General features: G+C 61.9%; 30 protein-coding genes. 21 read left to right on the forward strand and 9 right to left on the reverse strand.

The genetic code is table 11. The annotated features are described in order from the left end of the window. Positions 1–230: 230 nt before the first annotated feature. A complete protein-coding gene (locus J2Z31_RS17550; protein WP_209602845.1) occupies positions 231–1,109 on the reverse strand; it encodes a LysR substrate-binding domain-containing protein in 879 nt (292 codons plus the stop codon). Positions 1,110–1,258: 149 nt separating this feature from the next. On the opposite strand from J2Z31_RS17550, the gene J2Z31_RS17555 reads away from it, so the two are divergent. The 10 genes from J2Z31_RS17555 (at position 1,259) to J2Z31_RS17600 (ending at position 11,305) form a co-directional block, all read left to right on the forward strand. Next, positions 1,259–2,020, forward strand: coding sequence for an SDR family NAD(P)-dependent oxidoreductase (locus J2Z31_RS17555; RefSeq protein ID WP_209602846.1), 762 nt, complete (start codon positions 1,259–1,261; stop codon positions 2,018–2,020). A gap of 44 nt (positions 2,021–2,064) precedes the next feature. Continuing rightward, positions 2,065–2,904 (forward strand): transketolase, encoded by an 840-nt coding sequence (locus tag J2Z31_RS17560; RefSeq protein ID WP_209602847.1) that lies wholly within the window; start codon positions 2,065–2,067, stop codon positions 2,902–2,904. Continuing rightward, complete coding sequence (locus J2Z31_RS17565) at positions 2,901–3,938, forward strand: transketolase family protein (RefSeq protein WP_209602848.1); 1,038 nt, start codon at positions 2,901–2,903, stop codon at positions 3,936–3,938. Before J2Z31_RS17560 ends, J2Z31_RS17565 begins: the two co-directional genes overlap by 4 nt. Before the next feature lie 64 nt (positions 3,939–4,002). Further along, the gene (locus J2Z31_RS17570; protein WP_209602849.1) at positions 4,003–5,007 is read left to right on the forward strand and encodes a TRAP transporter substrate-binding protein; all 1,005 of its coding nucleotides are present in this window, start codon (positions 4,003–4,005) and stop codon (positions 5,005–5,007) included. Between the two features lie 24 nt (positions 5,008–5,031). Beyond that, complete coding sequence (locus tag J2Z31_RS17575) at positions 5,032–5,562, forward strand: TRAP transporter small permease (RefSeq protein ID WP_209602850.1); 531 nt, start codon at positions 5,032–5,034, stop codon at positions 5,560–5,562. After that, complete coding sequence (locus J2Z31_RS17580) at positions 5,559–6,818, forward strand: TRAP transporter large permease subunit (RefSeq protein ID WP_209602851.1); 1,260 nt, start codon at positions 5,559–5,561, stop codon at positions 6,816–6,818. Before J2Z31_RS17575 ends, J2Z31_RS17580 begins: the two co-directional genes overlap by 4 nt. Before the next feature lie 13 nt (positions 6,819–6,831). Then, positions 6,832–8,325 (forward strand): sugar ABC transporter ATP-binding protein, encoded by a 1,494-nt coding sequence (locus J2Z31_RS17585; protein WP_209602852.1) that lies wholly within the window; start codon positions 6,832–6,834, stop codon positions 8,323–8,325. Further along, a complete protein-coding gene (locus J2Z31_RS17590) occupies positions 8,322–9,335 on the forward strand; it encodes an ABC transporter permease (protein ID WP_209602853.1) in 1,014 nt (337 codons plus the stop codon). Before J2Z31_RS17585 ends, J2Z31_RS17590 begins: the two co-directional genes overlap by 4 nt. A gap of 39 nt (positions 9,336–9,374) precedes the next feature. After that, positions 9,375–10,346 (forward strand): substrate-binding domain-containing protein, encoded by a 972-nt coding sequence (locus J2Z31_RS17595; RefSeq protein ID WP_209602854.1) that lies wholly within the window; start codon positions 9,375–9,377, stop codon positions 10,344–10,346. A gap of 65 nt (positions 10,347–10,411) precedes the next feature. Continuing rightward, on the forward strand, positions 10,412–11,305 hold the full coding sequence (locus J2Z31_RS17600; protein WP_209602855.1) for an amidohydrolase family protein: 894 nt from the start codon (positions 10,412–10,414) through the stop codon (positions 11,303–11,305). Between the two features lie 266 nt (positions 11,306–11,571). Here the strand turns inward: J2Z31_RS17600 and J2Z31_RS17605 are convergent, their stop codons facing one another. After that, positions 11,572–11,799, reverse strand: coding sequence for a hypothetical protein (locus J2Z31_RS17605; RefSeq protein ID WP_209602856.1), 228 nt, complete (start codon positions 11,797–11,799; stop codon positions 11,572–11,574). Between the two features lie 240 nt (positions 11,800–12,039). Here J2Z31_RS17605 and J2Z31_RS17610 point away from each other — a divergent pair, with 240 nt between their 5' ends. From J2Z31_RS17610 to J2Z31_RS17635, 6 genes are all read left to right on the forward strand, one after another. Then, a complete protein-coding gene (locus J2Z31_RS17610; RefSeq protein ID WP_209602857.1) occupies positions 12,040–12,549 on the forward strand; it encodes a GNAT family N-acetyltransferase in 510 nt (169 codons plus the stop codon). A 16-nt stretch (positions 12,550–12,565) separates the two neighbouring features. Then, the gene (locus tag J2Z31_RS17615) at positions 12,566–12,718 is read left to right on the forward strand and encodes a hypothetical protein (protein ID WP_209602858.1); all 153 of its coding nucleotides are present in this window, start codon (positions 12,566–12,568) and stop codon (positions 12,716–12,718) included. A 200-nt stretch (positions 12,719–12,918) separates the two neighbouring features. Next, complete coding sequence (locus tag J2Z31_RS17620; protein WP_209603000.1) at positions 12,919–13,314, forward strand: YybH family protein; 396 nt, start codon at positions 12,919–12,921, stop codon at positions 13,312–13,314. Between the two features lie 470 nt (positions 13,315–13,784). Further along, positions 13,785–14,756 carry a glycosyltransferase family 2 protein gene (locus J2Z31_RS17625; protein WP_209603001.1) on the forward strand — a complete coding sequence of 324 codons (972 nt, stop codon included), beginning with the start codon at positions 13,785–13,787 and terminating at the stop codon, positions 14,754–14,756. A gap of 190 nt (positions 14,757–14,946) precedes the next feature. Beyond that, the gene (locus J2Z31_RS17630) at positions 14,947–15,957 is read left to right on the forward strand and encodes a Tim44 domain-containing protein (RefSeq protein WP_209602859.1); all 1,011 of its coding nucleotides are present in this window, start codon (positions 14,947–14,949) and stop codon (positions 15,955–15,957) included. A 163-nt stretch (positions 15,958–16,120) separates the two neighbouring features. Next, on the forward strand, positions 16,121–16,891 hold the full coding sequence (locus tag J2Z31_RS17635; RefSeq protein ID WP_209602860.1) for a pentapeptide repeat-containing protein: 771 nt from the start codon (positions 16,121–16,123) through the stop codon (positions 16,889–16,891). Between the two features lie 3 nt (positions 16,892–16,894). Here the strand turns inward: J2Z31_RS17635 and J2Z31_RS17640 are convergent, their stop codons facing one another. From J2Z31_RS17640 to J2Z31_RS17655, 4 genes are all read right to left on the reverse strand, one after another. Next, positions 16,895–17,389, reverse strand: a complete 495-nt coding sequence (locus tag J2Z31_RS17640; protein ID WP_209602861.1) for a hypothetical protein — start codon at positions 17,387–17,389, stop codon at positions 16,895–16,897. A 65-nt stretch (positions 17,390–17,454) separates the two neighbouring features. Next, positions 17,455–17,700, reverse strand: a complete 246-nt coding sequence (locus J2Z31_RS17645) for a hypothetical protein (protein WP_234939512.1) — start codon at positions 17,698–17,700, stop codon at positions 17,455–17,457. Then, complete coding sequence (locus tag J2Z31_RS17650) at positions 17,697–18,023, reverse strand: hypothetical protein (RefSeq protein WP_209602863.1); 327 nt, start codon at positions 18,021–18,023, stop codon at positions 17,697–17,699. The genes J2Z31_RS17645 and J2Z31_RS17650 overlap by 4 nt, the downstream gene beginning before the upstream one ends. Positions 18,024–18,208: 185 nt before the next feature. Then, positions 18,209–18,898, reverse strand: coding sequence for a LexA family transcriptional regulator (locus J2Z31_RS17655; protein WP_209602864.1), 690 nt, complete (start codon positions 18,896–18,898; stop codon positions 18,209–18,211). 330 nt (positions 18,899–19,228) lie between these two features. On the opposite strand from J2Z31_RS17655, the gene J2Z31_RS17660 reads away from it, so the two are divergent. From J2Z31_RS17660 to J2Z31_RS29370, 4 genes are all read left to right on the forward strand, one after another. Next, a complete protein-coding gene (locus J2Z31_RS17660) occupies positions 19,229–19,783 on the forward strand; it encodes a helix-turn-helix domain-containing protein (protein ID WP_209602865.1) in 555 nt (184 codons plus the stop codon). A gap of 43 nt (positions 19,784–19,826) precedes the next feature. Beyond that, complete coding sequence (locus tag J2Z31_RS17665) at positions 19,827–20,447, forward strand: hypothetical protein (RefSeq protein WP_209602866.1); 621 nt, start codon at positions 19,827–19,829, stop codon at positions 20,445–20,447. Between the two features lie 295 nt (positions 20,448–20,742). Continuing rightward, complete coding sequence (locus tag J2Z31_RS17670) at positions 20,743–21,273, forward strand: BA14K family protein (protein ID WP_209602867.1); 531 nt, start codon at positions 20,743–20,745, stop codon at positions 21,271–21,273. Between the two features lie 265 nt (positions 21,274–21,538). Then, the gene (locus J2Z31_RS29370; RefSeq protein ID WP_408022040.1) at positions 21,539–21,919 is read left to right on the forward strand and encodes a BA14K family protein; all 381 of its coding nucleotides are present in this window, start codon (positions 21,539–21,541) and stop codon (positions 21,917–21,919) included. 44 nt (positions 21,920–21,963) lie between these two features. Here J2Z31_RS29370 and J2Z31_RS17680 read toward each other — a convergent pair whose 3' ends face one another. Then, on the reverse strand, positions 21,964–22,158 hold the full coding sequence (locus tag J2Z31_RS17680; RefSeq protein WP_209602869.1) for a hypothetical protein: 195 nt from the start codon (positions 22,156–22,158) through the stop codon (positions 21,964–21,966). A gap of 812 nt (positions 22,159–22,970) precedes the next feature. Between J2Z31_RS17680 and J2Z31_RS17685 the strand changes: the two genes are divergently transcribed. Then, positions 22,971–23,369: a hypothetical protein gene (locus tag J2Z31_RS17685; RefSeq protein ID WP_209602870.1), complete on the forward strand. Its 399-nt coding sequence runs from the start codon at positions 22,971–22,973 to the stop codon at positions 23,367–23,369. Between the two features lie 44 nt (positions 23,370–23,413). On the opposite strand, the gene J2Z31_RS17690 is transcribed toward J2Z31_RS17685, so the two are convergent. Beyond that, positions 23,414–23,815, reverse strand: a complete 402-nt coding sequence (locus J2Z31_RS17690; RefSeq protein ID WP_209602871.1) for a hypothetical protein — start codon at positions 23,813–23,815, stop codon at positions 23,414–23,416. Positions 23,816–23,945: 130 nt separating this feature from the next. Then, complete coding sequence (locus tag J2Z31_RS17695) at positions 23,946–24,287, reverse strand: GFA family protein (RefSeq protein WP_209602872.1); 342 nt, start codon at positions 24,285–24,287, stop codon at positions 23,946–23,948. Positions 24,288–24,382: the final 95 nt, after the last annotated feature.

The following is a 24,382-nucleotide window of genomic DNA, read 5'->3' on the forward strand; positions in this document are numbered from 1 at the left end:
CAGAATTGTCTCTCCGACCGGCGAAGGGTCTTTCCGCGCTACCCACTTCGTGGGGGTACGACGGCATCGGCGGCGAAGATGGCGGTAAGCTTACGATCCATAACTCCACCAAGATTGGACCGGTGTTTTGATGATGCCTAAATTAGCATATCAAAATCTTCCGGTCAGCAAGATTGAGTTGTGTGGCGTAGCAAATCCGCGGTTCGAATCCCCTCAGCGCGAAGGGCTGCCTAAAGCGCGTATTGCCGGGTCAGCCAGTCGGCGAAGACGCGGGCGAGACGTCTTTGGCTGCCGGATTTCGGATAGGCGACGTAGTGGCCGATATAGCGGTTATCGCGACATATGCCCTGGAAGGGGCGGACCAACTTTCCGCTCTGCAACTCCCTGCGCGCCAGCAGGTCCGACTCGAGGGCAATTCCGAGGCCGTTGACCGCGGCGTCTACGGCGAGGAAGCTGCGATCGAAGCTCATCGACGGCGGAGGCGGCGGCCCAAGGCTGTTCGCCTCGAACCAGTCGATCCACTGGATTCGCTTGAGATCGCTTCGAATGAGCGGAAGGCGCAAGAGATCGCGTGGCGAGCGAATTCGGCTTGCCATCTCCGGTGAGCACATTGGCGAAACGACCTCCTCGCCAAGCGGCACGACGATAAGGTCCTCTCGATTGAGCGGCTCGCCATATACGACATCCGCGTCGTAAAGGCCATCAACGAAACGGGCATAAGTCGTGCTGGCGGCGACCTTCACCTCGACGCCTGGATTTTCGTTCAGGAAGCTCGGAAGGCGCGGCGAGAGAACCTGCGCCGCAAAACTCGGCGCACAGTGCAGCCGCAGCAGTTGGGCGCTCTTGGATGAAACGAGTTCAACACCTCGCCGCAGTTCCTCGAATGCATTCGAAGCGTGGTTGAGCAGGGTTTGGCCGGCGAGCGTCAAGCTCACGCTGCGGGTCGTTCGCTCGAACAGGGACACTCCCAAGTCCCTTTCCAGTCTCACGATCGCATGGCTGATGGCGCTCGGGGAAAGGTTGAGTTCTTCCGCCGCGGCACGGAAGGATCCTAGGCGCGCGGCCGATTCGAAGATGCGGATGGCGGAGAGCGGTAGCATGTGGAGCATGCGATTAGTGAATCACAGTCATCAGTAGATGTAAACTTTGCGTTTGTCGAAACCATCTCTCCTGGTCAACACTCCCGACGCGATCACGGCATTACCGTTGCTTATACCATGACCAGATGCCCGGAGGAGGGCGTCGGGAGGAGCCATAGATGTTGCTGAGAGGAAAGACCGCGGTCATTTCAGGCGCGGCGAGCAGGCGCGGCATTGGCCGCGCCACGGCGGAGCTTTTTGCCGAGCACGGCGCTCGCGTCGCTATTCTTGATCTCGATGACGATGCAGCCAGCGAAGCCGCCGGCACCTTGAAGCCCGTTGCGGAAGGGGCGCATATCGGCTTGCGTTGCGATGTCGCCGATCGGCAGTCTTGCCAATCGGCCGCGACCGCGGCAATCGAGGTTTTCGGTTCGGTGGACGTGCTGGTCAACAATGCCGGCATCACCCAGCCGGTCAGGACGCTCGAGATTTCCGATGCGGACTGGCAGCGCATCATTGCCGTCAATATGACCGGCGTCCTTAACCTCAGCCAGGCGTTCATCCCCAATATGCGGGACCATGGCGGCGGCTCGATCGCGTGCATGTCGTCGGTCTCCGCCCAGCGCGGCGGCGGCATTTTCGGGGGCCCGCACTATTCCGCCGCCAAGGCCGGCGTCCTCGGCCTCGCCAAGGCCATGGCGCGCGAGTTCGGCCCCGCCGGGATACGCGTCAATTCGGTAACGCCGGGCCTCATCCAGACCGACATCACCGGAGACAAGCTGACCCCCGAGATGCGCACGGACATCCTGAAGGGCATCCCGCTCAATCGTCTCGGCGATGCGCGCGACGTGGCGAATATCTACCTGTTCCTCGCCTCCGACCTCTCCGCCTATGTCACCGGCGCGGTCATCGACGTCAATGGCGGCATGCTCATCCACTGACGTGAGCGCCAAAAGCTAGCCCATCTTCAAGGAGAACGAGAAGAATGACCCAGATCGGTCATAACGTCAGTCTGCCGGAGCGAGCGCGGCGCATCCGCCGCCATGCCTTGCGCATGGGCGAAGTGCAGGGGCAGGGCTATATCGCCCAGGCACTCGGCATTGCGGACGTGCTGGCGGTATCCTACTTCCATGCGACGACATACCGGCCGGACGACCCGGAATGGGAGAGCCGCGACCGTTTCCTGCTCTCGATCGGTCATTACGCCATCGCGCTCTATGCGGCGCTGATCGAGGCCAAGATCATTCCGGAAGACGAACTGGAAACCTATGGTACGGACGACAGCCGCCTGCCCATGTCGGGCATGGCGGCCTATACGCCCGGCATGGAGATCACCGGCGGCTCTCTCGGCCATGGTTTGGGCATTGCGGTCGGCATGTGCCTGGCGCTCAAGCGGAAGAACTCCAAGGCCTTCGTCTACAACCTGTTCTCGGATGGCGAGCTCGATGAAGGATCGACCTGGGAGGCCGCGATGTCGGCCGGGTCCTACAAGCTCGACAATCTGATCGGCATCGTCGACGTCAACCAGATGCAGGCGGACGGCCCGTCGCTTGGGGTCCTGAATTTCGAGCCGCTCGGTCCGAAGTTCGAAGCCTTCGGCTGGTTCGTCCAGCGGGTCAACGGCAATGACATCGATGCGCTGGTGACAGCCTTCGATGCGGCCCGTCATCACCAGGGCGAGCAGCCGCGCATCATCATCTGCGACACCAAGATGGCAAAGGGCGTTCCTTTTCTCGAGGCCCGCGAGCGCAACCATTTCCTGCGCGTCGAACCCCATGAATGGGCGGAGGCGATCCGGATCATCGACGCGGGAGTTCAAGCATGAGACGCTCCAAATATGAACGCCCCGCGCACCTGCTGAGTGGTAGCGACAGGCCTCGCCTGACCACATCCGCGATGATTGCCTCCATCGCCGGAGCGGACCAGCCGACCAGGGCCGCACCCTTTGGTCATGCACTGGCGAGGCTTGCGGAGAAGGACGAGCGGATCGTCGGTCTCTCGGCGGATCTCGCGAAATACACCGACCTTCACATTTTCCGCGCGGCCCATCCGGAACGGTTCTACCAGATGGGTATGGCGGAACAGCTGCTGATGATGTCGGCGGCCGGCATGGCACGGGAAGGGCTGCAGCCCTGGGTCACCACCTATGCCGTCTTCGCATCGCGCCGCGCCTATGACTTCGTTTGTCTCGCGATGGCCGAGGAGATGCTGGACGTCAAGATCGTCTGCGCGCTGCCGGGCCTGACCACCGGCTATGGCCCGAGCCATCAGGCGACCGAAGATGTCGCGATGTTCCGCGGCATGCCGAACCTTACGATCATCGATCCCTGCGATGCGCTGGAGATCGAGCAGGCCGTGCCCGCAATGGCGGCGCACAGGGGCCCCGTATACATGCGGCTCTTGCGCGGAAACGTGCCCATCGTGCTGGATGAGTACGGCTACCGTTTCGAGCTCGGGAAAGCCAAGCTGATCCGCGACGGCAAGGACACGCTGATCATTTCCTCCGGGCTCATGACGATGCGGGCGCTCGAAGCGGCAAAAGCCCTTCAGAAGGATGGCGTCGATGCCGCGGTGCTGCATGTTCCGACGATCAAGCCGCTCGATGAGGCGACGATCATCGCCGAATGCCGCAAGCAAAACCGGCTCGTCGTCGTCGCGGAAAATCACACCGTGATCGGCGGCTTGGGCGAGGCGGTGGCAGCAACCCTGATGCGCTCAGACGTCCGCCCCGAAGGTTTCCGCCAGATCGGCCTGCCGGATCAGTTCCTTGAAGCCGGCGCCCTGCCGACGCTGCACGACATGTACGGGATTTCAACGGCGAAGGTGGTCGACGCGATCAAAGGCTGGCTGGACACATAGGGCCCGTAAGGCTTGGCCGGAGGAGGCCGAGAGACCCGCAAAATCAGAAAAAGAGGAGGAGAACATGAACTTGCTATCTACGAGACGCGGTTTCCTGCGATCGGCTGCGGCCGTGCTTGCCGCACCGGCTCTTGCCACAAGCATTCGCCCCGCCCGGGCCGGAACGACGTTGACGCTCGGCCATGGCGCTGCCCCGGGAAATCCGCGCACCGTCGCTGCCGCCAAGTTTGCCGAACTGGTGTCCGAGAAGACGTCCGGTCGGGTGACGATCAATGTCGCGGGTGCGGAGACACTGGGCAGCGACGCGGCCATGCTGACCAGCCTTCGCACCGGCGCACTGGATTTCACCGCCAACAGTCAAGGCGCTACATCCGCCATCGTGCCGGAACTCGCGGCTCTGGGCTTGCCATTCCTGTTCAAGGACGCGGATGCCGCCATCAAGGTGCTCGACGGCCCCGTCGGCCAGGAGCTCCAGAAGCGCTTCGAGGCGGTTGGGGTCGTACCGCTCGATTGGTGGGACAACGGCATCCGGCATCTGACCAATTCGAAACGGAATGTCGTCGCGCCCGCCGACCTCAGCGGCATGAAGATCCGCACGCCCGCAGATCCGATGACCATCGACATTTTTCAGTCGCTCGGTGCCAGCACGGAGCAGATTGCCTTCGGCGAGCTCTACATCGCCCTGCAGCAGGGCGTCGTCGACGGGCAGGAGAACCCGCTCGCCAACATCGAGAGCTCCAAGCTGTTCGAGGTCAATCGCTTCATCAGTCTCACGGGTCACAAGTGGGAATCGACGCCCTTCCTGATGTCGAAGATCGCGCAAGCGCGTCTCGGCGGCGACCTCGAGGCCGTCCAGGCCGCAGCCAAGGAGGCCGGGCAGCTTCAGCGCAAGCTGTCCGGCGATAAGGCGACCGAGGTTCTCGAGGCGTTCCGCAACAACGCCGCCATCGAGGTCGCGGAAGTGGATCGAGAGGCCTTCGTGAAGGCGACGGCATCCGTAGCCGAGACCTGGAAGCAGAAGCCCTTCGGCGCTTTCGTCGGTCTAATCGAAGAGGCTGCAAAGGCCTGATCGGCTTCCGGTCGGGGAGGACCAATGTCAGCAGTACTGAACACCATAGAGCTGGTGGCGCGTGTCATCGTCTCCTTCGCGAGATTCGTCGTCGTCGCCAGCGGCATTGCCCTGACGGTCGTGACAACCTCCAACGTCGTCGCCCGTTACGCGCTGAGCAGCGGCGGTTTCTCCTTCGCACAGGAATTGCCGATGCTTATTTTTCCGTGGTTCGTCCTGGCCGGAATTGTCCTGGCCGCCCACAGGCAAGGCCACATGGCCGTCGAATGGCTTTACGACAAGCTGGCCGGGCGGGCGCGTTATGCGGCGTTTGCCATTGCCGCGGCGGTCAGCACGATTTCCTTCCTCACGCTTTCCTATGAAGCCGTTCTTGTGGCTGAAATCGCCGGCATCGAACGCAGTCCCGTGCTGCAATTGCCGAATAGTCTTGGCTACTATTCGCTGGCGGCCGGAGCGCTGCTCGTAGGAATCGTGACGATCGCCGCCGCCCTCAGGGTACTGCGATTTGGCTGGGAGTACCGCGTCGAACTCAACACGGGGGAGACGCCGCTATGACGATCGTCATGATCACCGCCTTCTGCATCCTCATGGTCATGGCGGTGCCGGTTGGCTACGCTCTCATCATCTCCGCCGGCGTCGCCGTTCTGTTCAATGGCTATGTGCCGCTCTCGGTGGTTGCCCAGCAGGTCTACGACCAGACCCAATCATTCCCGATGCTGGCGCTGCCATTCTTCATGCTTGCCGGCACGCTGATGCTCGGCGGAGAGCTTGGACGGCAACTGCTGGAACTTGCCTCCACCGCCATGCAGCGCTGGCGCGGCGGGCCCTTGTCGACGACCGTCGTTTCTTCGGTGGTCTTCGGCGGCGTCTCGGGGTCGGCCGTCGCGAATGCCAGCGCTCTCGGTTCGGTTCTCATTCCCTGGCAGAAGAAGCAGGGCTATCCGCCCGCCCTTTGCGCAGCCAACAACGCCACCTCTTCCGTGATCGACGTTCTCATACCACCGTCGATCCCGATGATCCTCTATTCGCTGGTCAGCGGCGTGAGCGTGGGCGATCTCTTTCTGGCCGGCATCCTGCCGGGCCTGATCATGGCGGCAAGCTTCATATTCGTATGCTGGATCATTTCCGTGCGCCGCCAATACAGGATGCACAAGGGTGGCATCCGCAAGCGTGATCTGGCGAAACTGGCACTGAACAGCCTGCCAGCCATCCTGCTTCCGATCCTCATCATCCTGTTCCTGCGCTTTGGCCTCGCCACGCCGACCGAGGTCGCTGTTCTCTCGGTCGTCTATTCGCTGCTCCTCAGCCTGCTCTTCTATCGCGACCTTAGCTGGAAGAGGTTCTGCGACAACGTGGTCGAAGCCGGTGTCGGAACCGGGGTCGTCATGCTGGTGATCATGGGCAGCGCCGCCGTGGGCTGGATCCTGACCTTCGACCAGGCGCCGCAGCAGATGGCGGAATGGGTCGCCACCAATATATCCAGTCCGATCGTCATCATCCTGATGATGAACATCATCATGCTGATCGTCGGCATGCCGCTCGACATGCCGCCTGCAATCCTGCTCCTGGGTCCGATCTTCGTGCCGCTGGCCGATGCCATCGGGCTCGACAGGGTGCAACTCGGTCTGATGATGGTCATCAATCTCGGCATCGGCCTCTACACGCCGCCGATCGGTACGACGCTGTTCATCTCGTCGTCGATTGCGAAGGCGCCGCTTGGGGAAACGACGCGTGAGCTTCTCCCCTTCTTCACCATGGCAATGCTGCTTCTGTTGGCGGTCAGCTTCATCCCGGCCCTGACGATCTATTGAGGACATCAAGTCAATGCACGACCGCCAGACATTCGTCGTGACAGTGAGGGGATTGACCAAGTCCTACGGCGCAACATCCGTGCTAAAGGGCGTGGACTTCTCCGTGGCAAGAGGGGAGGTTCACGCGCTTCTGGGCGGCAACGGTGCCGGAAAATCCACGATGATCAGGATCATCACCGGGTCTGCCGCCAAGGATGGCGGCGAGATCGAGTTCCGCGATGCGGCCGGGAACCTGCGGGCGGAGGCGGAGGGGCGGCGGACTGTTACCGTGGTGCACCAGGAGTTGGCGCTTCTGCCTCACCTCACTGTCGCAGAGAACATCGTCCTGCCGCGCTACTCGTCCGGCCTCTCCGTCTTCGATGGCAAGCGCTCCGTCCAGCAGGCCTACGAAGCGCTTGGGTTGATCGATCGCGATTTCGCCGCATGCTCGCTGCATCGGCCGGTCGGCGATCTCAGCCTGCACGAGGGGCAGATGGTCGAGATTGCCCGAGCCCTGTCGTCCGGCGCGCAACTGATCCTCCTCGACGAGCCGACCGCCAACTTGACGGCGGCGGAAACCGAGCGGTTGTTCTCGCTCCTGAGGCGGCTCGCCCGCGAAAACGGCCTCTCAGTCGTCTTCGTCTCGCACCGGATGAAGGAAATCCGGCAGATCGCCGATATCTGCACCATCATTCGCGATGGCCGCACCGTGGTCAATCGGGTCGCGACATCCAGCCTTTCCGATACGGCGATCGTGGAGAAGATGGGCCAGCTCGCCGCTCATGCGCCAACGGGTACCGTATCCGGGGCACGCCGGTCGGCGCCTGATGGTGAGGCGTTGACGATCCGGGAGGAGGGGCTCGAAATGATGCTGCCGCCCGGCACGATCCTCGGTGTTGCCGGCGCCCCTGCCGGGCCGGAAAGCTTGATCTCCGCGCTCGTCGGCGCGGCACAATCGAAGCGTTGGAGCGTCTCCTTCTCAGGCTGGCCTCAACGCTTCTCCTCGCCGCACCAGGCGGCAACCCTCGGGGCCGGCTTCATCACGGGCGATCGGTCTCAGAAGGGTGTCCTTCGCAGTCTGCCGATCATCGACAATGTGATGGCATCGCGCCGGGTGACCCGCGGCAGCCGGTTGGCCGGCGGGCGCGAAAACGCCGAATGCTTCGATATCTTGCAGGCGCTCAAGGTCAAGGCAGCCTCGCTCTGGGATTTGCCCGACACGCTGAGCGGCGGCACCCAGCAGAAGCTGCTGTTGGCGCGCTGGCTCGGCGTGCCCTCGCGGCTTCTGGTGCTGGAGGAGCCGACCCGCGGCGTCGATATCGGCACGAAGAAGGAAATCTATCAGCTCATCCGGGACATGGCGTCGAGCGGAACCATCATCGTCTGGTGGTCGACCGAAAATGCCGAGTTGCTGGAGGTGTGCGACCGGGTGGTGGCCTTCGACACCGAGGGCCGCTGCGCCGGCATCATCGATCGTGAGGAACTGAGCGAGGACAGGCTCGCAGACTTGACAGGAATGGCGGCATGACAGAGGCAAGCACGCAGCAGGCACTCCAGAATGGCAGTGCACCGCTTCCCATCCGGCAAAGGGAAGGCGTCATCGGCGCTTATCGCACGGAAATCGCCATTGCCATTGCGATCGTGTTGCTGGCGCTGGCGGTTGGTTCCCAGGTGCCGCAGGCGCTGAGCTGGGGCAACTTCGCGAATATAACACAAGCGGGCGCACCGTTGATGATCATGTCGCTTGGCGTCCTGCTCGTCGTCATCACCGGCGGCATCGACCTTTCGGTTGGTTCGGTCTTCTCGCTCACGGGAATGGTGACCGCGCAGGCGATGGCCTATGGGTTCGGCGGAGTGGGGGCGAGCCTCATCGGCCTCGGCGTCGGCCTGGTGTTCGGCTCGATCAATGGGTTCCTCGTCACGATCGCGGGACTGGCGCCCTTCGTCGTGACTCTGATCACTTTCGCCGTCGCCGGTTCGCTGGCCTTCATAGTTACGAACGGGCGTTCGATGCCGATCGGCGATCCGGATTTCTGGCTGCTCAACAGCGGCAGCCTTGTTCCGGGCATGCCGAACTACATCCTGTTCTGCCTCGTGCTGCTCGTAACCATCGAGATATTTCTTAAGAAAATGGTCGCAGGCCGGTGGTTCTATGCCGTTGGCAGCAGCTCGGCGGCCGCCTTCCTGCTCGGCATCCCCGTCAAGCGGACGAAATTCCTGGCCTATGTCGCCTCGTCGCTTCTGGCGTCTTTCTCCGGCCTTTTGACGATTTCCTATATTCTGAACGCCGAATCCACGGCCGGTTCAAGCCTGATGCTGCAGGCGATCGCAGCGGTCGTCATTGGCGGAGCGAGCCTGCTCGGCGGCACGGGAACGGCGGTTGGAGCCGCGCTTGGCGCTCTGATGATCACCGTCATCCAGAACGGCGTCAATCTCATCGGCATCAACAGTTTCTGGCAGGGCTCGGTGACGGGCGCGGCGATACTCATCGCCGTGCTCATCGACCGCTTCAGCAAATCCCGGCGCAGGGCCGGCTGACATTCGGCATATCGCCGTTTCTTTGGAGGAGGAGAACGCATGACAAAAAGGATGGAGGCAGGGCTTGCCCTGGCGCTTGCGGTGGGACTGGGATTGACGTCTCCTGCGCAAGCCACGGAGAAGAAAACGGTCGCCTATCTCGCGCCGTCGCTGGATATTTCTTATTGGCAGTGGGTCGGTCACGGCGTGAAGAAGAAGGCGGAGGAGCTGGGCATGGACTATGTCGAGTTCACCTCGGAGAACTCGCCCGCCAAGCAGATGGACAATGCGCGCACCGCCGTCACGAAGGGCGTCGATGCCATCGTCATCGGTCCGGTCAGCTCAACGAGCACGCCGCCGCTGCTTGCCTATTTGAAGTCCCAGGACGTCCCGATCGCATTCGCTGGAATCGGGCCGCAGCCTGGCCAGACCGACTACACCTCTTCCGTGACCGCCAATAACTACGAGACCGGAAAGGCGCAGGGGAGCTTCGTTTGCAAACTCGCCAAGGAGCGCGGTGGCAACAAGGTCGGCATGCTCTCGCTGCCGCAAGACCGCGAGAATGCGCAGAAATACCTGAAGGGCGCGGAGGAGGCCTTCAAGGCGGATGGTTGCGATCTGGTGCAGATGCTGGAAACCCGCGGCCTCACCGTCAATGAGGCGGTGACGCAGGCAAATGACATGCTCACAGCGCACCCCGATATCAAGGGGATCTACGGCATGTATGACGAAGCGGGCACCGGTGCGGCCAAGGTGCTCGAAACGCGCGGGCTGACCGGCAAGGTTGGAATCGCCGTTGCGGACGGCAGCCCCACGACGATCGGCCTTCTGAAGGCCAACGCCATTCAGGGGATCTTCTTCCAGGAGGCAGTGGGTCAAGGCCTCGACGGGACGCAGCAGGTCTATAACGCGCTCACCGGCGCCCCCGTCGAGAAGGACCTCGCTCTGGTCATGCCGCTCGTGACCGCCGACAAGGTCGATTCCGCCGAAGCCAAGGGGGTGATCGACCGCGTCTTCCCGCCCGCAAATTGAGAGCGAAGAAGTGAGAGGGATGCCGGATCTTTTCCGGCATCCCCGCAATCAGGGGAACACAGAAAATGGACAATCTTCCGATAATCGACCCTCACTTCCACCTCTGGGATCTCGAGAACAACTATTACCCTTGGCTCTCGGACGGGGTGAAGCCATCGGCCTTCGGTGACTATAGCGCGATCAACAAGACCTATCTGATCGACGACTTTCTCGCGGACGCCAGGAACCAGAACCTTGTCAAGGCGGTACACCTGGACGTCGGCTACGATCCGAAGTATCCGGCGGGGGAAACGCGCTGGCTGCAAGGGGTCGCAGACACCCGCGGATTTCCGCACGGGATCGTCGGTTACGCGGATCTGCGGAAGCCGGACGTCGGCGATCTGCTCGACGAGCATATGCAACACGCGAACTTCCGCGGTATCCGTCAGTCGATGAATTTTCACAAGGACCCGGCAAAGACCTATCTGACGGAGCCGGAAGTGAGCCGGACGCCGGAATGGCGGCGCGGCTTCAGGGAATTGGCCCGTCGCGGACTGAGCTTCGACCTCCAGCTTTACTATTGGCAGATGGAGGAGTTTCTGGAGCTTGCGGGTGACTTTCCGGAGGTCCAGATCATCCTGAACCATACCGGCATGCAGGTTGATGGTCCCGAACGTTTCGACGGCTGGCGCAAGGCCATGAAGACGCTGGCGCAGGCACCGAACGTCGCCTGCAAGATTTCCGGTCTTGGCATGGGAGACTGGACGTGGACGACCGAGAGCATCCGGCCCTACGTTGAGGAGGCCATCGCCGCCTTCGGTGTGAGACGCTGCATGTTCGCGTCGAACTTCCCCGTCGACAAGCTCTTCTCCACCTACGACGCGATCTGGAACTCCTTCACGGAGATCACGAGCGCGTACTCGGAGAGCGAGCGCATGGCGCTGTTCCATGACAATGCTGCATCGTTCTACAAGCTTTAGCAGGAAGGTTCGGGTTAGCGAGTTCACATCCCTCCCACGACCGGACGGCAGGGGTGCGGCTGCCATTGACGAGGAAGTCGACGGCAGCCGCCTATCAGGCTTGCGAGTCCGCTGCCTATGGTCCCACCTGGCCATTCAGGACAATGAGCACGCGCAACTCCCTGAAGTCCCTGATCCAGTGGTATGACCTCATTAGTGGTTTGGTTTGCTGGCTCGCCGATTTTAGATAAAGCGGGTACCGTGAACGATCCGTAGGGGCTCGTCTACTAAGGGTTCCCTTCGTCGCTAGCCAATAGCGCCTTCAGAAGCTCCGCTCGATCCGTCATATCAAACTCGCGTATCATGTAGAGCACCCTCAACCCCTCCATCACCGCCGTATGGCTCATTGGGTCCACCTGGTGCACTTCGCACCAGTCGGAGACGACCTGCTCCACAAGCTCGGCCTCGGTCTCTTTCGTCGGTGAAATCTTGATCTTTTTTGTTGAATGCGCCATCGCAGCTCCTCCCGGTCCCTGGCAGTGAACCCTCAACCGCCGCCATGGTTCCTGAAGCGAGCTTTAAAATCGCAGCAACAACCCCATCCAAGAGCGACATTCAATCAGACCGAGGATAGAATTCTATACGCGCACTTTTCGGTTGTAGACGTTGCGGTGCTTTGGCCAACAGGTAAACTGCGGTTCAGTTTAAGCTTGCCCGTTTCCCTTCCCCGCGACTGAAGCCTCGTGAGAACAAGCATGACCAGCGCACAGACACGCCCATCCGCAATTTCGGACCTGCGGGAGCAGCCGGGGTTTTGCTCCACGGTCGCGGACCGCGTCTGGCGCGCTTGGTGGCAGGGAGCAGGTCATCCGTTTGAACAGGTGTCCGACCATATGCAGGAAATGCTGGATGATCGGCCGCTGCCCCTCGGTCTCGTCGCCCATTATGGGAAGCAGTATCTGGGATCGACCCTGATTGTTTCCTGCGATCTGGAAGAGCGTCCGCAATATGCCCCGTGGGTCGCTGCCGTATGGGTCGACCCAGAGCACCGCAGGCGGGGAATAGGCCGGGCACTTGTTGGCCGCGCGGCCGAGGCGGCATTCGGCTTGGGGTACGACATCGCCTATTTGTGCGCCTTGCCGGAAAAGCGCTCCTTCTACGAAGCATTCGGTTGGAACCGCCTCGAGGAAGGCGTCGGCCCGCATGGGCTTGCGGTGCTCATCCAGGAGCGCTGTAAGATCGCACCCGATCCATTGCAGACCTGATCGCAGCACAGCCTCGATGCAGAGGACAACCAGCGACCCTGCAACTCTCCTGCCGATACCCGTCCAACAGGGGATAAATGGCATCCTCGATCGTCCGGGCTGTCGCCGTTTGGCTGCTGTCGTTGTGGCAGGCGTCGTCGGCTATTTCCTCAACACCGGCACCGGCTAGTGGATAGGCGCATTCCCCCGAGCCGGCCATTCGAGGCATTCACCAATCAACTCGGCTACGCCAATACTGGGCTGTATATATAGTACATTTGACGTGATATACTTCGGATCATGAGTATAGCTGTAACAATGGTGAGGAGAAAAGCCATGTCAATGACACGCGTTGGTTGGCCAGTTGCGCTCGCAGCATGCTCCATCTTCATGGCGACCCTGCCGGTTCGGGGCGGTCCCCTCGAAGACGATGTCAAGACAGCCTACACAGCTTGGGACGAGGCATTCGAAAAGGGAGACGCCAAGGCGGTTGCGACTTTCTACAACGAGGATGCACTTCTCCTTCCGCCCAGCCATGAAGTAATCGAAGGACCCGCTGGGGTTGAAAAATTCTTCAGCGGCATCTTCGGGAGGGGCGCGACCGATCACAAGCTCGAAATGATCAAGGCGGATGGCGACGGCAAACTGATATATGCGGCAGCAAAGTGGTCAGCCAAGGGCAAGGATGCCCAGGGCAAAGACCAGCCATGGAGCGGAGTCTCGACACATGTCTTCGAGCGGCAAAGCGATGGCAGCCTGAAAATCAAACTGCATACGTTCAACTGAGGTCAAAATGCTGCCCAGTAGCTAGTCCTCAGGCATCGTCGCCGCAAGGGCCTCCCCACTCTCAGGAAGGCCCTTTATTGCGCCTCTTCATTGGCGTCCTTGGCCCGCTCGCCGGCAATCGTCAGCATCAGCTCGACCAGCGGGCACCGGCGCGTGGACGGGGTACTGCCTCCTCGAAACATAATTGGCGAATGCTGCCGGCGCTGTTGGCCTCGCAAACGCCCCCGGTGACGGCACCGCGGTTGTGCGGCAGGAGCTTTCCACGACACGTGTTGACGCACTGTGGCGTGCTCTCGCGCATGCGACCGAAGTGGAGCGTTGCCGAGTTCCGCAGAGTTGAATTCGCCGCATGATGCCGATAAAGGCTCCTTTCGCGGCGTCGACTGGAGCGGATTTTGAAAGACCTTCACTACCCCTTTCGCATTTCCGAGAACGAGACCGGGTTGCGCCCGCGGCCGTTTTTCGATCGTGTGCGCACGCTTTACGACACGTTGCGGCTGACGGCGCGGGTTCGCCGGTGGAAGCGCGAGATCGAGATGTCCTGCCTCACCGAAGGCGGCGCGCGGCCGCTCGGCGACGACGACATTCCGCTCGTTTTCAACACCCGCAACGACCTCAAGCTGATGCCGTCCTTCCTGGCGCACTATCGCAAGCTTGGCGTGACGCGCTTCATCTGTGTGGATGACGTGTCGTCCGACGGCACGCGCGAATATCTCCTGTCTGAGCCGGATGTGGATGTCTGGCGTTCGCCGCTTCGCTATGGCGACGCTCGCCGTGGCCGGGAATGGCGGGAGGCGCTGTTTGCGCGTTACGGCGGTGACCGGTGGTATCTCAACGTCGACTCCGACGAGTTCCTGATCTACCAGGATTGCGAGCACCAACCGCTGAGTAGGCTCATTCGCGTCCTCGAGAGCCGGGGCGAAAAGCGTCTGGCGGCCCCGATGCTGGACATGTATCCGATCGGGACCCTCGGTTCGGCAATGCTCGACGGCAATGACGGCCGCATGCCGTGGGAAATCGCCGACCATTTCGACGGCGCCGGCTACGAGATAAGCTACACGAAAAGAGCGATCAGCATTAAGGGAGGTCCGCGCCAGCGCAAGTTCTCCTATGTGCTGGAGCTCATGAAATACCCCGTCATTTACTGGGACAGAACCTGCAGCCTCAGCGTCAGCATCCATCAGCCGCTGCCCTGCGAAAGGAACTTTGTGCCGGTTACAGGCGTGCTGTTGCACTTCAAGTTCTTCGCCGACTACAAGGAGAAGATCGAAGCGGCGGTGGCCGACGGCCAATATTTCGACGGGGCCGTGGCCTATCGGAAAATGCTGGAAGACCTGCAGGAAACCGGCGATCTTGATTTTGCCAGCGAGCATTCCGTCCGTTTCTGCGGATCGGCGCAGCTCCTAGAAATGGGGTTCATCGCGCCCGTTTCGTTCAGCTGACCAGCGCTTCGGGCCTAGAAAATCGGAACCGATTTCTGGTCCTTTGCGCGCGATAAGATGCGCGGCGCTGTGAGCCAGCGAGGACTGAGGTTGAGAATTTCGCTGCGGCGCTCTTAAACTGCGATGCCTCTGTCTCTATATCGCTTGCTGTGGCCGGTTTCCGGCGGGAGTGAGAAGCAGGATTGAAGACATGAAGCGTTTTGGACGAGTTCTGGCGGTGGCCGCCATCGGTCTTTCGGCAACGTTGGCGGTGGCCGACCTGGCTGAGGCGCGGCGGGCGGGCGGCGGGTTCGGCTCGCGCGGCAGCCGGACCTTTTCCACGCCGCCGGTCACCCGAACGGCTCCGACTAATGCCGCGCCGATCGAACGGACGATGACACCGCGGCAGAATGCCGACCCTTCGGCAGCAACGAGACCGGCAGCGCAGACCCAAACGGCGGCGAGACGCCCGGGCCTCTTCGGCGGGTTCGGCGGATCGATGCTCGGCGGGCTGATGATGGGAGGCCTCATCGGCATGCTGCTTGGCCATGGGCTCGGCGGCGGCATCGGTTTCCTCGGTCTCCTGCTGCAGCTTGGCCTGATCATTGCGGCCATTGTTCTTGCGATGCGGTTCTTCAACCGCGGGGCAAGACCCGCCTATTCGGCGCAAGCGGCGGCGACGGGATCCTACGCAGCTCACGGCACCTCGCCATCCTTCCGCATTCCGCGCATCGGCGAAGGCACGAGCCGCCAGGGGGCGGGACTTGCTGCCTCCGAAGCCCGACCGGCGCAGGCTCGGGACGCAGGCGACGAAATCGGCATCGGGCAGGGCGATCTCGATCGCTTCGAGGCAATGCTCAAGGAGGTGCAGGCGGCCTATGGGGCGGAAGATTATGTGGCGCTGCGCCGGCTGACGACGCCTGAGGCCATGTCCTACCTCGCCGAGGAACTCGGGGAGAACGCGACGAAGGGCCTCAAGAACGACGTAAGGGACGTGCATCTCGTCCAGGGCGACGTGGCAGAGGCCTGGCGCGAAAATGGCGCCGACTACGCCACGGTTGCCATGCGATACGAGAGCATCGACGTGATGCGCGACCGGGCGACCGGCCGCGTCGTCAGCGGTGATCCCGACCACTCGACGGAAACTGTCGAGCTCTGGACCTTCCAGCGCAGGCATGGGGCCGATTGGCAGCTCTCCGCGATCCAGGCCGTGGAGGCGTGATCCCAAGCGGAGGCAAAGGATTGAGAGTTGCGCGCATGGTATGCCCGCTATCCGGAGAACCGCGTGAGGTTCCAAAGCTGCGGCATATGTGGGCGACGTCCGGATTGCTGACTTTCCTCTCGGTGCGGCAAGCCATAAAATAATGCCAACAAGGCGGGATGAGATGAGCACTAGGGCGGCGAGATCGGACGGGTGCGTGCGGGCCAGAAGCGGCAGGCTCAGCGGTTTCGTCTCGCCCATTGAAGCGGGCATCGCGGCGTTCTGCATCACTTTCGGCTCTTTCGCCTTTGCCGGTGAGGCGGCGGCCGGGGACTGCAAGGGCCTGGCCCGGCCGCGCATGGACTGGAGCGATTGCAACAAGCGGCAGCTGATGCTCGGCAGGAGCAATCTTCAAGGCAGCAATCTTTTCAACACCGACTTCTCGGCCACCGATCTTGGCGGTTCCAATCTCACTTCGGCCAATCTCGAAAAGGCGACGCTGGTGCGCGCCTCGCTCGCCGGAGCGACAGCGGACGGGGCGAATTTCAGCAGGGTCGAGGCCTACCGCGGCAATTTCTCGGGGATCTCGGCTGAGAAAGCCTCTTTCGTCAGTTCCGAGCTGCAACGCGCCAACTTTACCGAGGCGAAGCTGACCGGGGCCGATTTCGAGAAGGCCGAGCTCGGCCGCGCCAATTTCGCGAGGGCAGTGCTGACAGGCACGCGCTTTTCCACGGCCAATCTGTCCCGCGCCGTGCTGAGCGGTTCGGCTTTCGAAGGCCCGATCGACTTCAGCCGCGCATTCATGTTCCAGACGAGAATAGAGGGGGTCGACCTCTCGGCCGCCTCCGGCCTGACGCAGGAGCAGGTCGATCTCACCTGCGGCGACGCGGCAACGAAATTGCCGGCAGGCCTTTCGGCGCCGAGCCATTGGCCATGCCCGGCGGACGACGATTGAAAATCAGTTTACCCGTTCGCCGAAGGCGCTCTTTGGCCACAGGCAGTAGATCGGCCTTTGGCGGAGCGCAATTGCGGATCTCGCGCCGGAGCCAAGCCAGCGCCGCACGGCGTCCTGAGGCGGGTCGCCGTTACCGAGCGTGATCGAACGCCCCATCAGGTCGAGGCGGCGGCCGCTGTAGCCGGCATCGTCCGGGTGTCGGCCGAAGCGTGATGGGCCAAAGTCGGTGCTCCACCGTTTCCTGTGGGGGAAGGGCTTGGCAGCGCCAGCTTCGAAGAAGGCCCAGACATCGAAGTCCTTAATTCCGTTCGTGCCGTTGAGATAGTGGAGCGCGCCTCCCTGGGCGAGCGCCAGCAGGAGCAGCCGATCGCGGTAAAGGCCAGCGACCGGCGCCCGGTCAAAGATGCCGGCGAGAGCCTCCATCGCGACCGATGAGATCCTTTCAAGGTCCGCTGACGTCAATAATTCGTAGGAGCGGACTGCCACTTCGTTGCTCATGCGATCACAGCTCCGGCGGCGCTGCAGCGTAGCGCCGCGCCGAAAGTATAGCATAGGCGCAGCCCTCATTCGCCATTCCGCTCCGACACGAGTCTGAGGCCCTGAAAGGGGCGGTCCTCAGGCACCTCTTGCCGCTCCTTGGGCGAAATCTCGTAACCCAACGCGAAAGCGATCTTCCTCAGCATTTCGCGGGCACGGAATTCGTGGCGGGCGGCCGCGTCCTTGTCGGTGACGTAGTAAGCGGCGCTCACCGCCTCGATCAGGTTCAGCGCGGCGAGGTTGGCGACGGCGTAAGTCTCGGCTCGCATCAGAGCGGCCCTCCGAATTGCTGGCGGTGATTGTGCGTTCCGAGAAGGCGCATCCGTTGATCGCCGCCGTTATCGGAAATCTCGCGCTCACGATTGCGTTCGAAGAAGACGTCGTCGATGAGTTCGGTGGCGGGGACGGCTTCCCGCTGCAGGACGTCGCCGTCGGCGCCGAGGTTCCAGGCGAGGGAGGCCAGGCTTGAATAGGTGGAGGAGAGGAAGCTTCTGAGCGCAGCCTGGTTTTCCGCGTCGCTCGATCGCAGGAGGTCGGCGCTGAACAGCGCATCGACGTGACCGTGGAGGTCGACTCTTATGCGGGGGATGGACATTTCTGCCTCGATGCCTTTCGTGTCGTTCACCGGAAAGGCAACATTGCACTCGCCATGTCGCGTGTCAACACGATACGTGTTGTTTCTGTGTTGGAGGCGCCGCTTCGCCCGTGTTTCCAGACGCGCAAATGGTCGGCGCATCGAGCTTGCCGATGGCCGGATCGATTTTCGCGCAGATGCGCCAGCTAGGCGTTTCCGGCGAGGGCGATGTAATGAACGGATTGTACCGTTTGGGCTTCGAAATGCAGTTCCTTCGGAGGGTTGAACTGCTCGAGCACGAGTTCGGAATTGTTGTGGCGGACGAATTTCTTGACATAGGCAAGTGGTGCGCCGCCTTCCTCCAGGCGGATCTGCGCGATGACATAGTCGCCTTTGCGGACGCGGCGGGTGGGGTCGACGAAGCAGACTTCACCGTCTTCGTAGCGCGGAGACATGGAATCGCCGGAGACCGAGACCGCATAGGCGCCTGAAATTTCAGAAAGAATGGGCGGCGCCATGACTTCGTACAAGACAGCGCCGTTCATCAGGAATTCCCCATCCAAACCGCCGACGGCTTGACCGAAGACAGGGATTTTCCTGCCCCGGCCGGTGACGCTCGCGCCAATCTCTGCGTTTGGTGAGTCGACCTCTGGCATCTTCAGAGAGTATCCCACGCCGCCAACCGGCAGTCGGTCCGTACCCTTCAGCAGCCAGAGCGGGTCGACATTGAACTTCCGGCCGTAAAGCTCGGCCTCGGCCAATTCGAAATCGTTCTGGCCGTTCTCATGCGCGCGATAGGTCGAGGCGACGACGCCAAGCGCGTTCGCCGCATCGGAGGCAAAGCGGTAACCCGCCTTGATGCGCGCCTGGCGCAAACGTTCAGCTCTTTCGCTCATGACATGCAACATAGCAACATGAATAACATAAATCATGTTGACATTGCAACATGTATGATGTCATGACTGGCGCATTGCGGAGGTTGCAGTGACGTCGGGGCGCTGCAGGCGCTGCGAGCGACGGGAACTGCAGCGATCGACGGAAAAGGAGGCCGTATTGATCCGACCATACCCGATTTCCAAAGCGGAGGACGCCGCTGCCTAGGCGGCCGTCGAGCACCGCGAATACGGCGCGGAAGCGCGGCGCCGTCTCTCGAGCGGGGAGGCGACGGCGGAGCCGCTTGCGAAGGGCAAGAGAAACTGAAGAGCAAGGGAAATGCGAGGAGAGGCATGACAAATCCGGAACTGACAAGACAGCACCGCCACTACGGGGCGGTGCGCGAGAGGCTGGTTGGCGCGGCCGCGTCGGGCGGCCGGTCGGCGGTGCTGGCCAGGCTCGAAGCCGAGGCCGCGGAGCTCGCCCAGGAGAATGCAGCGCACAGGCGTCAAATTGCGGCGTTGGAGGCAGATCTCGCCGACGCGGAGGCGCGGCTGCTGGCGCAGGCAAAGGCGCTTCTGTCGGGGCGCAGCTCGGGTGCCGATGACGGTGCGGGCGAGGAAAGGCGATCCGTCGAAGCGATCGTCGCTTCGGTGCTCGCCGATTTCCCCGGCGTGAGCTGGGACGACATCATCAGCGTGCGCCGCGAGCGCCGGCTGGTGAAGCCGAGGCATGCCTGCATGCGAGCCGTCTATCAGAGCCGTCCGGACCTCTCGCTGCCGCGCATCGGCCGCATCTTTCGTCGGGATCACTCGACGGTGCTTGCCGCGGTGAAAGCCGAGCCGGAGGAGCGTCCGGCCTCTACGCAGGGCGGCGCCGGGCGTCTCTCAGACGCGCAAGGGCTTTGAGACGCTGCATCCGAATCTCCCCCGCATGAAAGGGTTATTACCGATGATGAGCAAGGCTCAGAAACTGCGTGCGAAGCGCAAGGCGCAACTCGGCCGGCCGCGCAAGGCCGATGCGGAGCGCTTCGCCTGCGGCAAGATCAAGCCGCAATGGTCGAAACGGGAAAGCGAGAAGGAGGCGATGGCCGTGGCGATCGCTGCGCGCAAGCGCATGCACGGGCTTGCGACGAGCAGCGCCTTCGCCGGTTATACGCTCGGCCGGCTTTTCCTCGACGGGCGGATCACCGAGGCGCAGCGGCAGGCGGGCGACGACTATGCTGCGGCGATGACGCGCTACTACCAGCTGACCGGAATCCCATTGCCGAGCGTGCGCGCACAGGACATCGGGCGTGTGCAGGGGCACCCCGGCGAAACGAGCGAGGAGCGGCACCGCCGGGCCGGCAAGGCCAGCGAAACGATGATGCGGCTCGAGGGCGTGCTGCTCAGATGCGCCGAGGGACGGCAGGTGAAGACGACGGTCTTCAATGTCTGCGTGATGGACTATGAAGGGCTGCGCATGATGCCGGAAGCACAATTGCTGTGGCTAAAGCGCGGTTTGAACGCGCTCGTCTTCGACAAGGGCTTGCGCGACCATGGGGAGATGGAGTATTCCGTTAATCAACGATAGGAATTTTCTCCTTCGCGCCGCTACCTCATCCCTGCGACACTTACAGGGGTGGGGACCCTAGAAAAAGCTTCCGCCAGAACCAGAGTTTCTCTCGACCACCGAACGCCGGCCGCAAGCTCTGCAGGGTGCAACAATGTTGGGCTCCATGCGTCGGGCCCACGCAATGAAGCCGGTCAAGCGGCTGTGACCGAAAGCGGCGATCAAAAATTCGTGATTGGCAGCCTAAAGGCTGGCACAAAACCAGGATTCGACCATTCTTTAGTGTTGAAGGGACATACATCGAAAGGTGAAGGCTATGAACAGGTTAGCAATCGTCGCCTTGTCCCTGGCGACGGCAGTAAGCAGCGTTCCGCCGCCCGCCCTGGCGTTTCCCACCATGCCCGTCGTGAAGACGCAAACCGCCGACGTTCAGCAGGTTCAGTTTACCTACGAACGCGGTGAGGAAAGAAAGAGCCAGGATCGGAGATTCCGTAATCGCTGCCCCTGGCCGGATTGCGGGGAGCGTCGCTGGCGCCGAGATCGGGATGACCGGCGGTACAGCTACAGGCACCGCGATCGGTGGGATGAGGACTATTATCGCCACCGTCGCTATCGCCACCGCCATCGCGACAATGATCTGGGCGCCGCCCTCGGCGGGTTGGCGGCCGGCGCGATCATAGGCGGGCTGCTGGCGCAGCCGCGATACGCCGCTCCGCCCAGATATTATGTCGGCGGCAGCGCACATACCCGCTGGTGCTATGCGCGTTACCGTTCCTACAGGGCCTATGACAATACCTTCCAGCCCTATTACGGGCCGCGGAGGCATTGCGTCTCGCCCTATTTGTGAGCGTGTTTACAGGATCGAGGCGCGGGGCCACAACGGCGTTGATGGCCCCGCGCAGCTTCGGCGTTGCCGTCGGCCACCGCGCGTCGACTCCCAAATATGGACAGGTGGAGCCAGCTTCCGTTTCCCAAAGTGCGTGTCTTGTCAGACGCGAAACGGTCGCAGCAAGTCTTTGTCCTTGGACCTGGGTCGAATTCAATTTAGAAAGGGTGCAGGGGAGATCGGCGTCGAAGTTCAATTCGTTTTGGAAAACGGAGAGGCGGGTCGCGTGAGGACACCAGCAATCATCGGGCTGGCACTGGCAATCGCGGGAACGGGCGTGGACTCCCTCGAGGCGCAAACCTGCGCCTCCGCGCCTTGTGAATTCGACAACCGGCATGAGTTGTTCATCGAACGGCAGTATCGCGACTTCCTGCAGCAGCGTTATCCGGGTTACGGCTCACGCTACCGCGGTATGGCGCCCGACATCAGCATAGGTTCCGGCGCCACCGTCGGAGGGCCGCTGCCGAGGCCCCGACGGAGAATCGTGGACTCCGCCAAGGCTCATCTGCTCTGGTGCCGCGAGCGCTATATTTCCTACCGGGCTTACGACAACACTTTCCAGCCTTTCGAGGGGCCGCGCCGTCCCTGCAACTCGCCTTATAATTGATCGTGCTGCAAGCGACGCGGTGCCGGCGAGTGTCCGGAGAACTGCTATTCGGCTTTTATTTCGGGTCCGAAGCGCTCCATGAGGAACGACGTCTGAATGGCGGGGCCGTGCAGGCGATCGGTCTTGTCCAGCTTTACAGTTACCTGCTCAGCGGGCGGCGTTCGCTGCCAGGTGGCCGCCAAAAACAAGGTAGCGCCGGCAAGAAACCCGAAAGCGATAAGGATCCAATGGTGGGTCATGGCGAAACTCCTTTTCCCGCGAAGGCAATGCGTGAGAGGATTTCTGGTTCCCGGCACGCTGCCGGAAAGCGGGCTATGGTTCAGTTCTAAAAATTGCTGCAGTCGGCAGCGCTTATGACAATCTGCTTAAATACGGTCGCCGCTTCATTGTGCTGGCGCCAACAGTTCAATTATAACATCGCCTGCCCGCAGGCGAACGATGGTCCAGTATCAACAATTCGTCCGATCTCGTCATTCCCCCGCATGTCTCTTGCGAGGTATTCTTCCATCGAACTTACGCCGCGCTTTCGCACCGGCAATCTGATTGAAGCAGGCGCCGAGCCATTGCGCAATCGATTTATGATATACGGTTGTATAGCAGTTGTATTTGCTCAGCAGATGCGTGCCCGGGGTCACGAGCGGGTCGCCCGCACAAATTCTGTGGCTAAACCGAAAACCGCTTGCCCTCATCTCACCGGGCGCTTGCGCAAATGGAACGGTTCGGTTATTCCATAAATCAACGATAGGAATTTTATCCTTCTTCTGCTTCCCCGGTGGCGTTGCGATCGAGTGGCCAACAAGCCGCTGCCGCCTTTTCGACATTTCACGAAAAATCAGAGCTTACGGCGACCGGCGCGTCTGACGTCAGATGCTGCGGCGCCGTATGCGGCCGGCGATGCGTCTTCGCGTCGACCCAACCATAAGCGGTTGGGGGGGCGACGCGTCGATCCTCTCGCAGATGCAGGCGCCGCCAACCGGCGCGGCTCGCGAGGGTGCGGCATCGCCGGCCGCCGGGACCGGGGTCAAGAGTTATGTGGCAAGGGTGCGTTTCGATGCTCGACAAGGAAAGCCCGGACTGCGCCGCCGGTCCGCCGGCCGACGCACCGGTCAAGGCCGGCGCCGCGGCGAAGCGGGCGAGGGGGCGCGGCCGGCTCGGCGGCGCCTTCGCCGATGCGGTTCAGGCGGATTTCGAGGCGCATGGCGCGGCCGTGGTCGCGCGCATCCGGGAGGAAAAGCCGGAGAGCTATTTGAAAATCGTCGCCTCGATCCTGCCGAAGGATCTCGGTGCATCGGGCGGGATGGACGATCTTTCGGACGAACAGCTGATCGAACGGATCCGCCTGCTGGACGTGGCGATCCGGCCATTGCTCGACCCAAAGAAAGCCGGCGCCCGCCGCTCTCAACGGCGGGCGCCTTCTTCGCGCTCGGTCAAGCGGCAGCCAGCCAAATGAGGGCGGCCAGCCGGCCGACCCAGTTGCGCAGGCTGCCGAAGCTTTCAGCGTGCCGGGGCAATCGCTGCCGTGGCGGTCTCCTCGCGCGAGAAGATGATGACGGCGAACAGGAGAACGCCGGCAAAGGCGATGAGCGAGGAAACGGCGACGATCGGCTCCATGGCGGCGTTTCCGGACAAGAGCAGATAGAGCGACGGAATGAGAACGGCGACGCCGAAGGTGTAGACGGCGTATTGGATCGCCGCCAGGCGGCGCGCGGCCTTCTGCGGATTGAGCGCATGATAGCCGCCGAAGATCGCCATCGTCACCCAGCCGAGAAGATTGGCATGCGCATGGGCGCCGGTCGCGGCGTGATTTCCCGAAATCGACATATGCAGGCCGATCGAGATACCGAGGATCAAAAAGACGATGGCTGTTTTGAAGTAGAGATTTGCGATGCGCGGCATTTGGACGTCCCCCATTTTTGGCCAAAAACTAGCATGTCCTCAACTATATGAGAATGTGCCGAAGAAAGAGATTTTGGCGGCGATGGGCAGTTACCGGCGTTACAGGGCTGCAGATTGCTTGAGGGCAATCTCACCAGCTCGCGCCGTCGATCAGCCGGTGAGGGATGTCCTCCCAGACCGAGCGGTCGAACATGCGCATGTTCACGGCCATGCGCGAGGATGAGCGACCGATCGGCGACCAATGGGTGGTGCAGCCGCATGTGCTGCAATGGTGGGTGGTGAGCGTCTTGTCGCCCTGGACATAGCCGACCAGCTTTTTCTGCGGATCGCTGATCGTCACCTCTTCGGCAGGGTAATAGCCCCAAAGTGCGCCGAGCCGGCTGCAGAGCGAGCAATTGCAATCGCCGAGCGTTTCGGGCCGGACCGGGACGGTGATGCGGATCGCCCTGCAATGGCAATGGCCTTCGATCATGTTTGCGGCTCCCTGCTGCGTGTCTTCTCGACTCTCGATCAAGACGACGACATGCAGCGATAAAGACGTGCCCTTTCGCGTCTCAAAGGCGCGCG

It is taken from the genome of Sinorhizobium kostiense, assembly GCF_017874595.1.
Taxonomy (GTDB): Bacteria; Pseudomonadota; Alphaproteobacteria; order Rhizobiales; family Rhizobiaceae; genus Sinorhizobium; species Sinorhizobium kostiense.

What these genes read in the sequence shown, in the direction of transcription:
- J2Z31_RS17550 (WP_209602845.1), bottom strand. Translation starts at nt 1,109, where the DNA reads ATGCTCCACATGCTACCGCTCTCCGCCATCCGCATCTTCGAATCGGCC.
- J2Z31_RS17555 (WP_209602846.1), top strand. Translation starts at nt 1,259, where the DNA reads ATGTTGCTGAGAGGAAAGACCGCGGTCATTTCAGGCGCGGCGAGCAGG.
- J2Z31_RS17560 (WP_209602847.1), top strand. Translation starts at nt 2,065, where the DNA reads ATGACCCAGATCGGTCATAACGTCAGTCTGCCGGAGCGAGCGCGGCGC.
- J2Z31_RS17565 (WP_209602848.1), top strand. Translation starts at nt 2,901, where the DNA reads ATGAGACGCTCCAAATATGAACGCCCCGCGCACCTGCTGAGTGGTAGC.
- J2Z31_RS17570 (WP_209602849.1), top strand. Translation starts at nt 4,003, where the DNA reads ATGAACTTGCTATCTACGAGACGCGGTTTCCTGCGATCGGCTGCGGCC.
- J2Z31_RS17575 (WP_209602850.1), top strand. Translation starts at nt 5,032, where the DNA reads ATGTCAGCAGTACTGAACACCATAGAGCTGGTGGCGCGTGTCATCGTC.
- J2Z31_RS17580 (WP_209602851.1), top strand. Translation starts at nt 5,559, where the DNA reads ATGACGATCGTCATGATCACCGCCTTCTGCATCCTCATGGTCATGGCG.
- J2Z31_RS17585 (WP_209602852.1), top strand. Translation starts at nt 6,832, where the DNA reads ATGCACGACCGCCAGACATTCGTCGTGACAGTGAGGGGATTGACCAAG.
- J2Z31_RS17590 (WP_209602853.1), top strand. Translation starts at nt 8,322, where the DNA reads ATGACAGAGGCAAGCACGCAGCAGGCACTCCAGAATGGCAGTGCACCG.
- J2Z31_RS17595 (WP_209602854.1), top strand. Translation starts at nt 9,375, where the DNA reads ATGACAAAAAGGATGGAGGCAGGGCTTGCCCTGGCGCTTGCGGTGGGA.
- J2Z31_RS17600 (WP_209602855.1), top strand. Translation starts at nt 10,412, where the DNA reads ATGGACAATCTTCCGATAATCGACCCTCACTTCCACCTCTGGGATCTC.
- J2Z31_RS17605 (WP_209602856.1), bottom strand. Translation starts at nt 11,799, where the DNA reads ATGGCGCATTCAACAAAAAAGATCAAGATTTCACCGACGAAAGAGACC.
- J2Z31_RS17610 (WP_209602857.1), top strand. Translation starts at nt 12,040, where the DNA reads ATGACCAGCGCACAGACACGCCCATCCGCAATTTCGGACCTGCGGGAG.
- J2Z31_RS17615 (WP_209602858.1), top strand. Translation starts at nt 12,566, where the DNA reads ATGCAGAGGACAACCAGCGACCCTGCAACTCTCCTGCCGATACCCGTC.
- J2Z31_RS17620 (WP_209603000.1), top strand. Translation starts at nt 12,919, where the DNA reads ATGGCGACCCTGCCGGTTCGGGGCGGTCCCCTCGAAGACGATGTCAAG.
- J2Z31_RS17630 (WP_209602859.1), top strand. Translation starts at nt 14,947, where the DNA reads ATGAAGCGTTTTGGACGAGTTCTGGCGGTGGCCGCCATCGGTCTTTCG.
- J2Z31_RS17635 (WP_209602860.1), top strand. Translation starts at nt 16,121, where the DNA reads ATGAGCACTAGGGCGGCGAGATCGGACGGGTGCGTGCGGGCCAGAAGC.
- J2Z31_RS17640 (WP_209602861.1), bottom strand. Translation starts at nt 17,389, where the DNA reads ATGAGCAACGAAGTGGCAGTCCGCTCCTACGAATTATTGACGTCAGCG.
- J2Z31_RS17650 (WP_209602863.1), bottom strand. Translation starts at nt 18,023, where the DNA reads ATGTCCATCCCCCGCATAAGAGTCGACCTCCACGGTCACGTCGATGCG.
- J2Z31_RS17655 (WP_209602864.1), bottom strand. Translation starts at nt 18,898, where the DNA reads ATGAGCGAAAGAGCTGAACGTTTGCGCCAGGCGCGCATCAAGGCGGGT.
- J2Z31_RS17660 (WP_209602865.1), top strand. Translation starts at nt 19,229, where the DNA reads ATGACAAATCCGGAACTGACAAGACAGCACCGCCACTACGGGGCGGTG.
- J2Z31_RS17665 (WP_209602866.1), top strand. Translation starts at nt 19,827, where the DNA reads ATGATGAGCAAGGCTCAGAAACTGCGTGCGAAGCGCAAGGCGCAACTC.
- J2Z31_RS17670 (WP_209602867.1), top strand. Translation starts at nt 20,743, where the DNA reads ATGAACAGGTTAGCAATCGTCGCCTTGTCCCTGGCGACGGCAGTAAGC.
- J2Z31_RS17680 (WP_209602869.1), bottom strand. Translation starts at nt 22,158, where the DNA reads ATGACCCACCATTGGATCCTTATCGCTTTCGGGTTTCTTGCCGGCGCT.
- J2Z31_RS17685 (WP_209602870.1), top strand. Translation starts at nt 22,971, where the DNA reads ATGCTCGACAAGGAAAGCCCGGACTGCGCCGCCGGTCCGCCGGCCGAC.
- J2Z31_RS17690 (WP_209602871.1), bottom strand. Translation starts at nt 23,815, where the DNA reads ATGCCGCGCATCGCAAATCTCTACTTCAAAACAGCCATCGTCTTTTTG.
- J2Z31_RS17695 (WP_209602872.1), bottom strand. Translation starts at nt 24,287, where the DNA reads ATGATCGAAGGCCATTGCCATTGCAGGGCGATCCGCATCACCGTCCCG.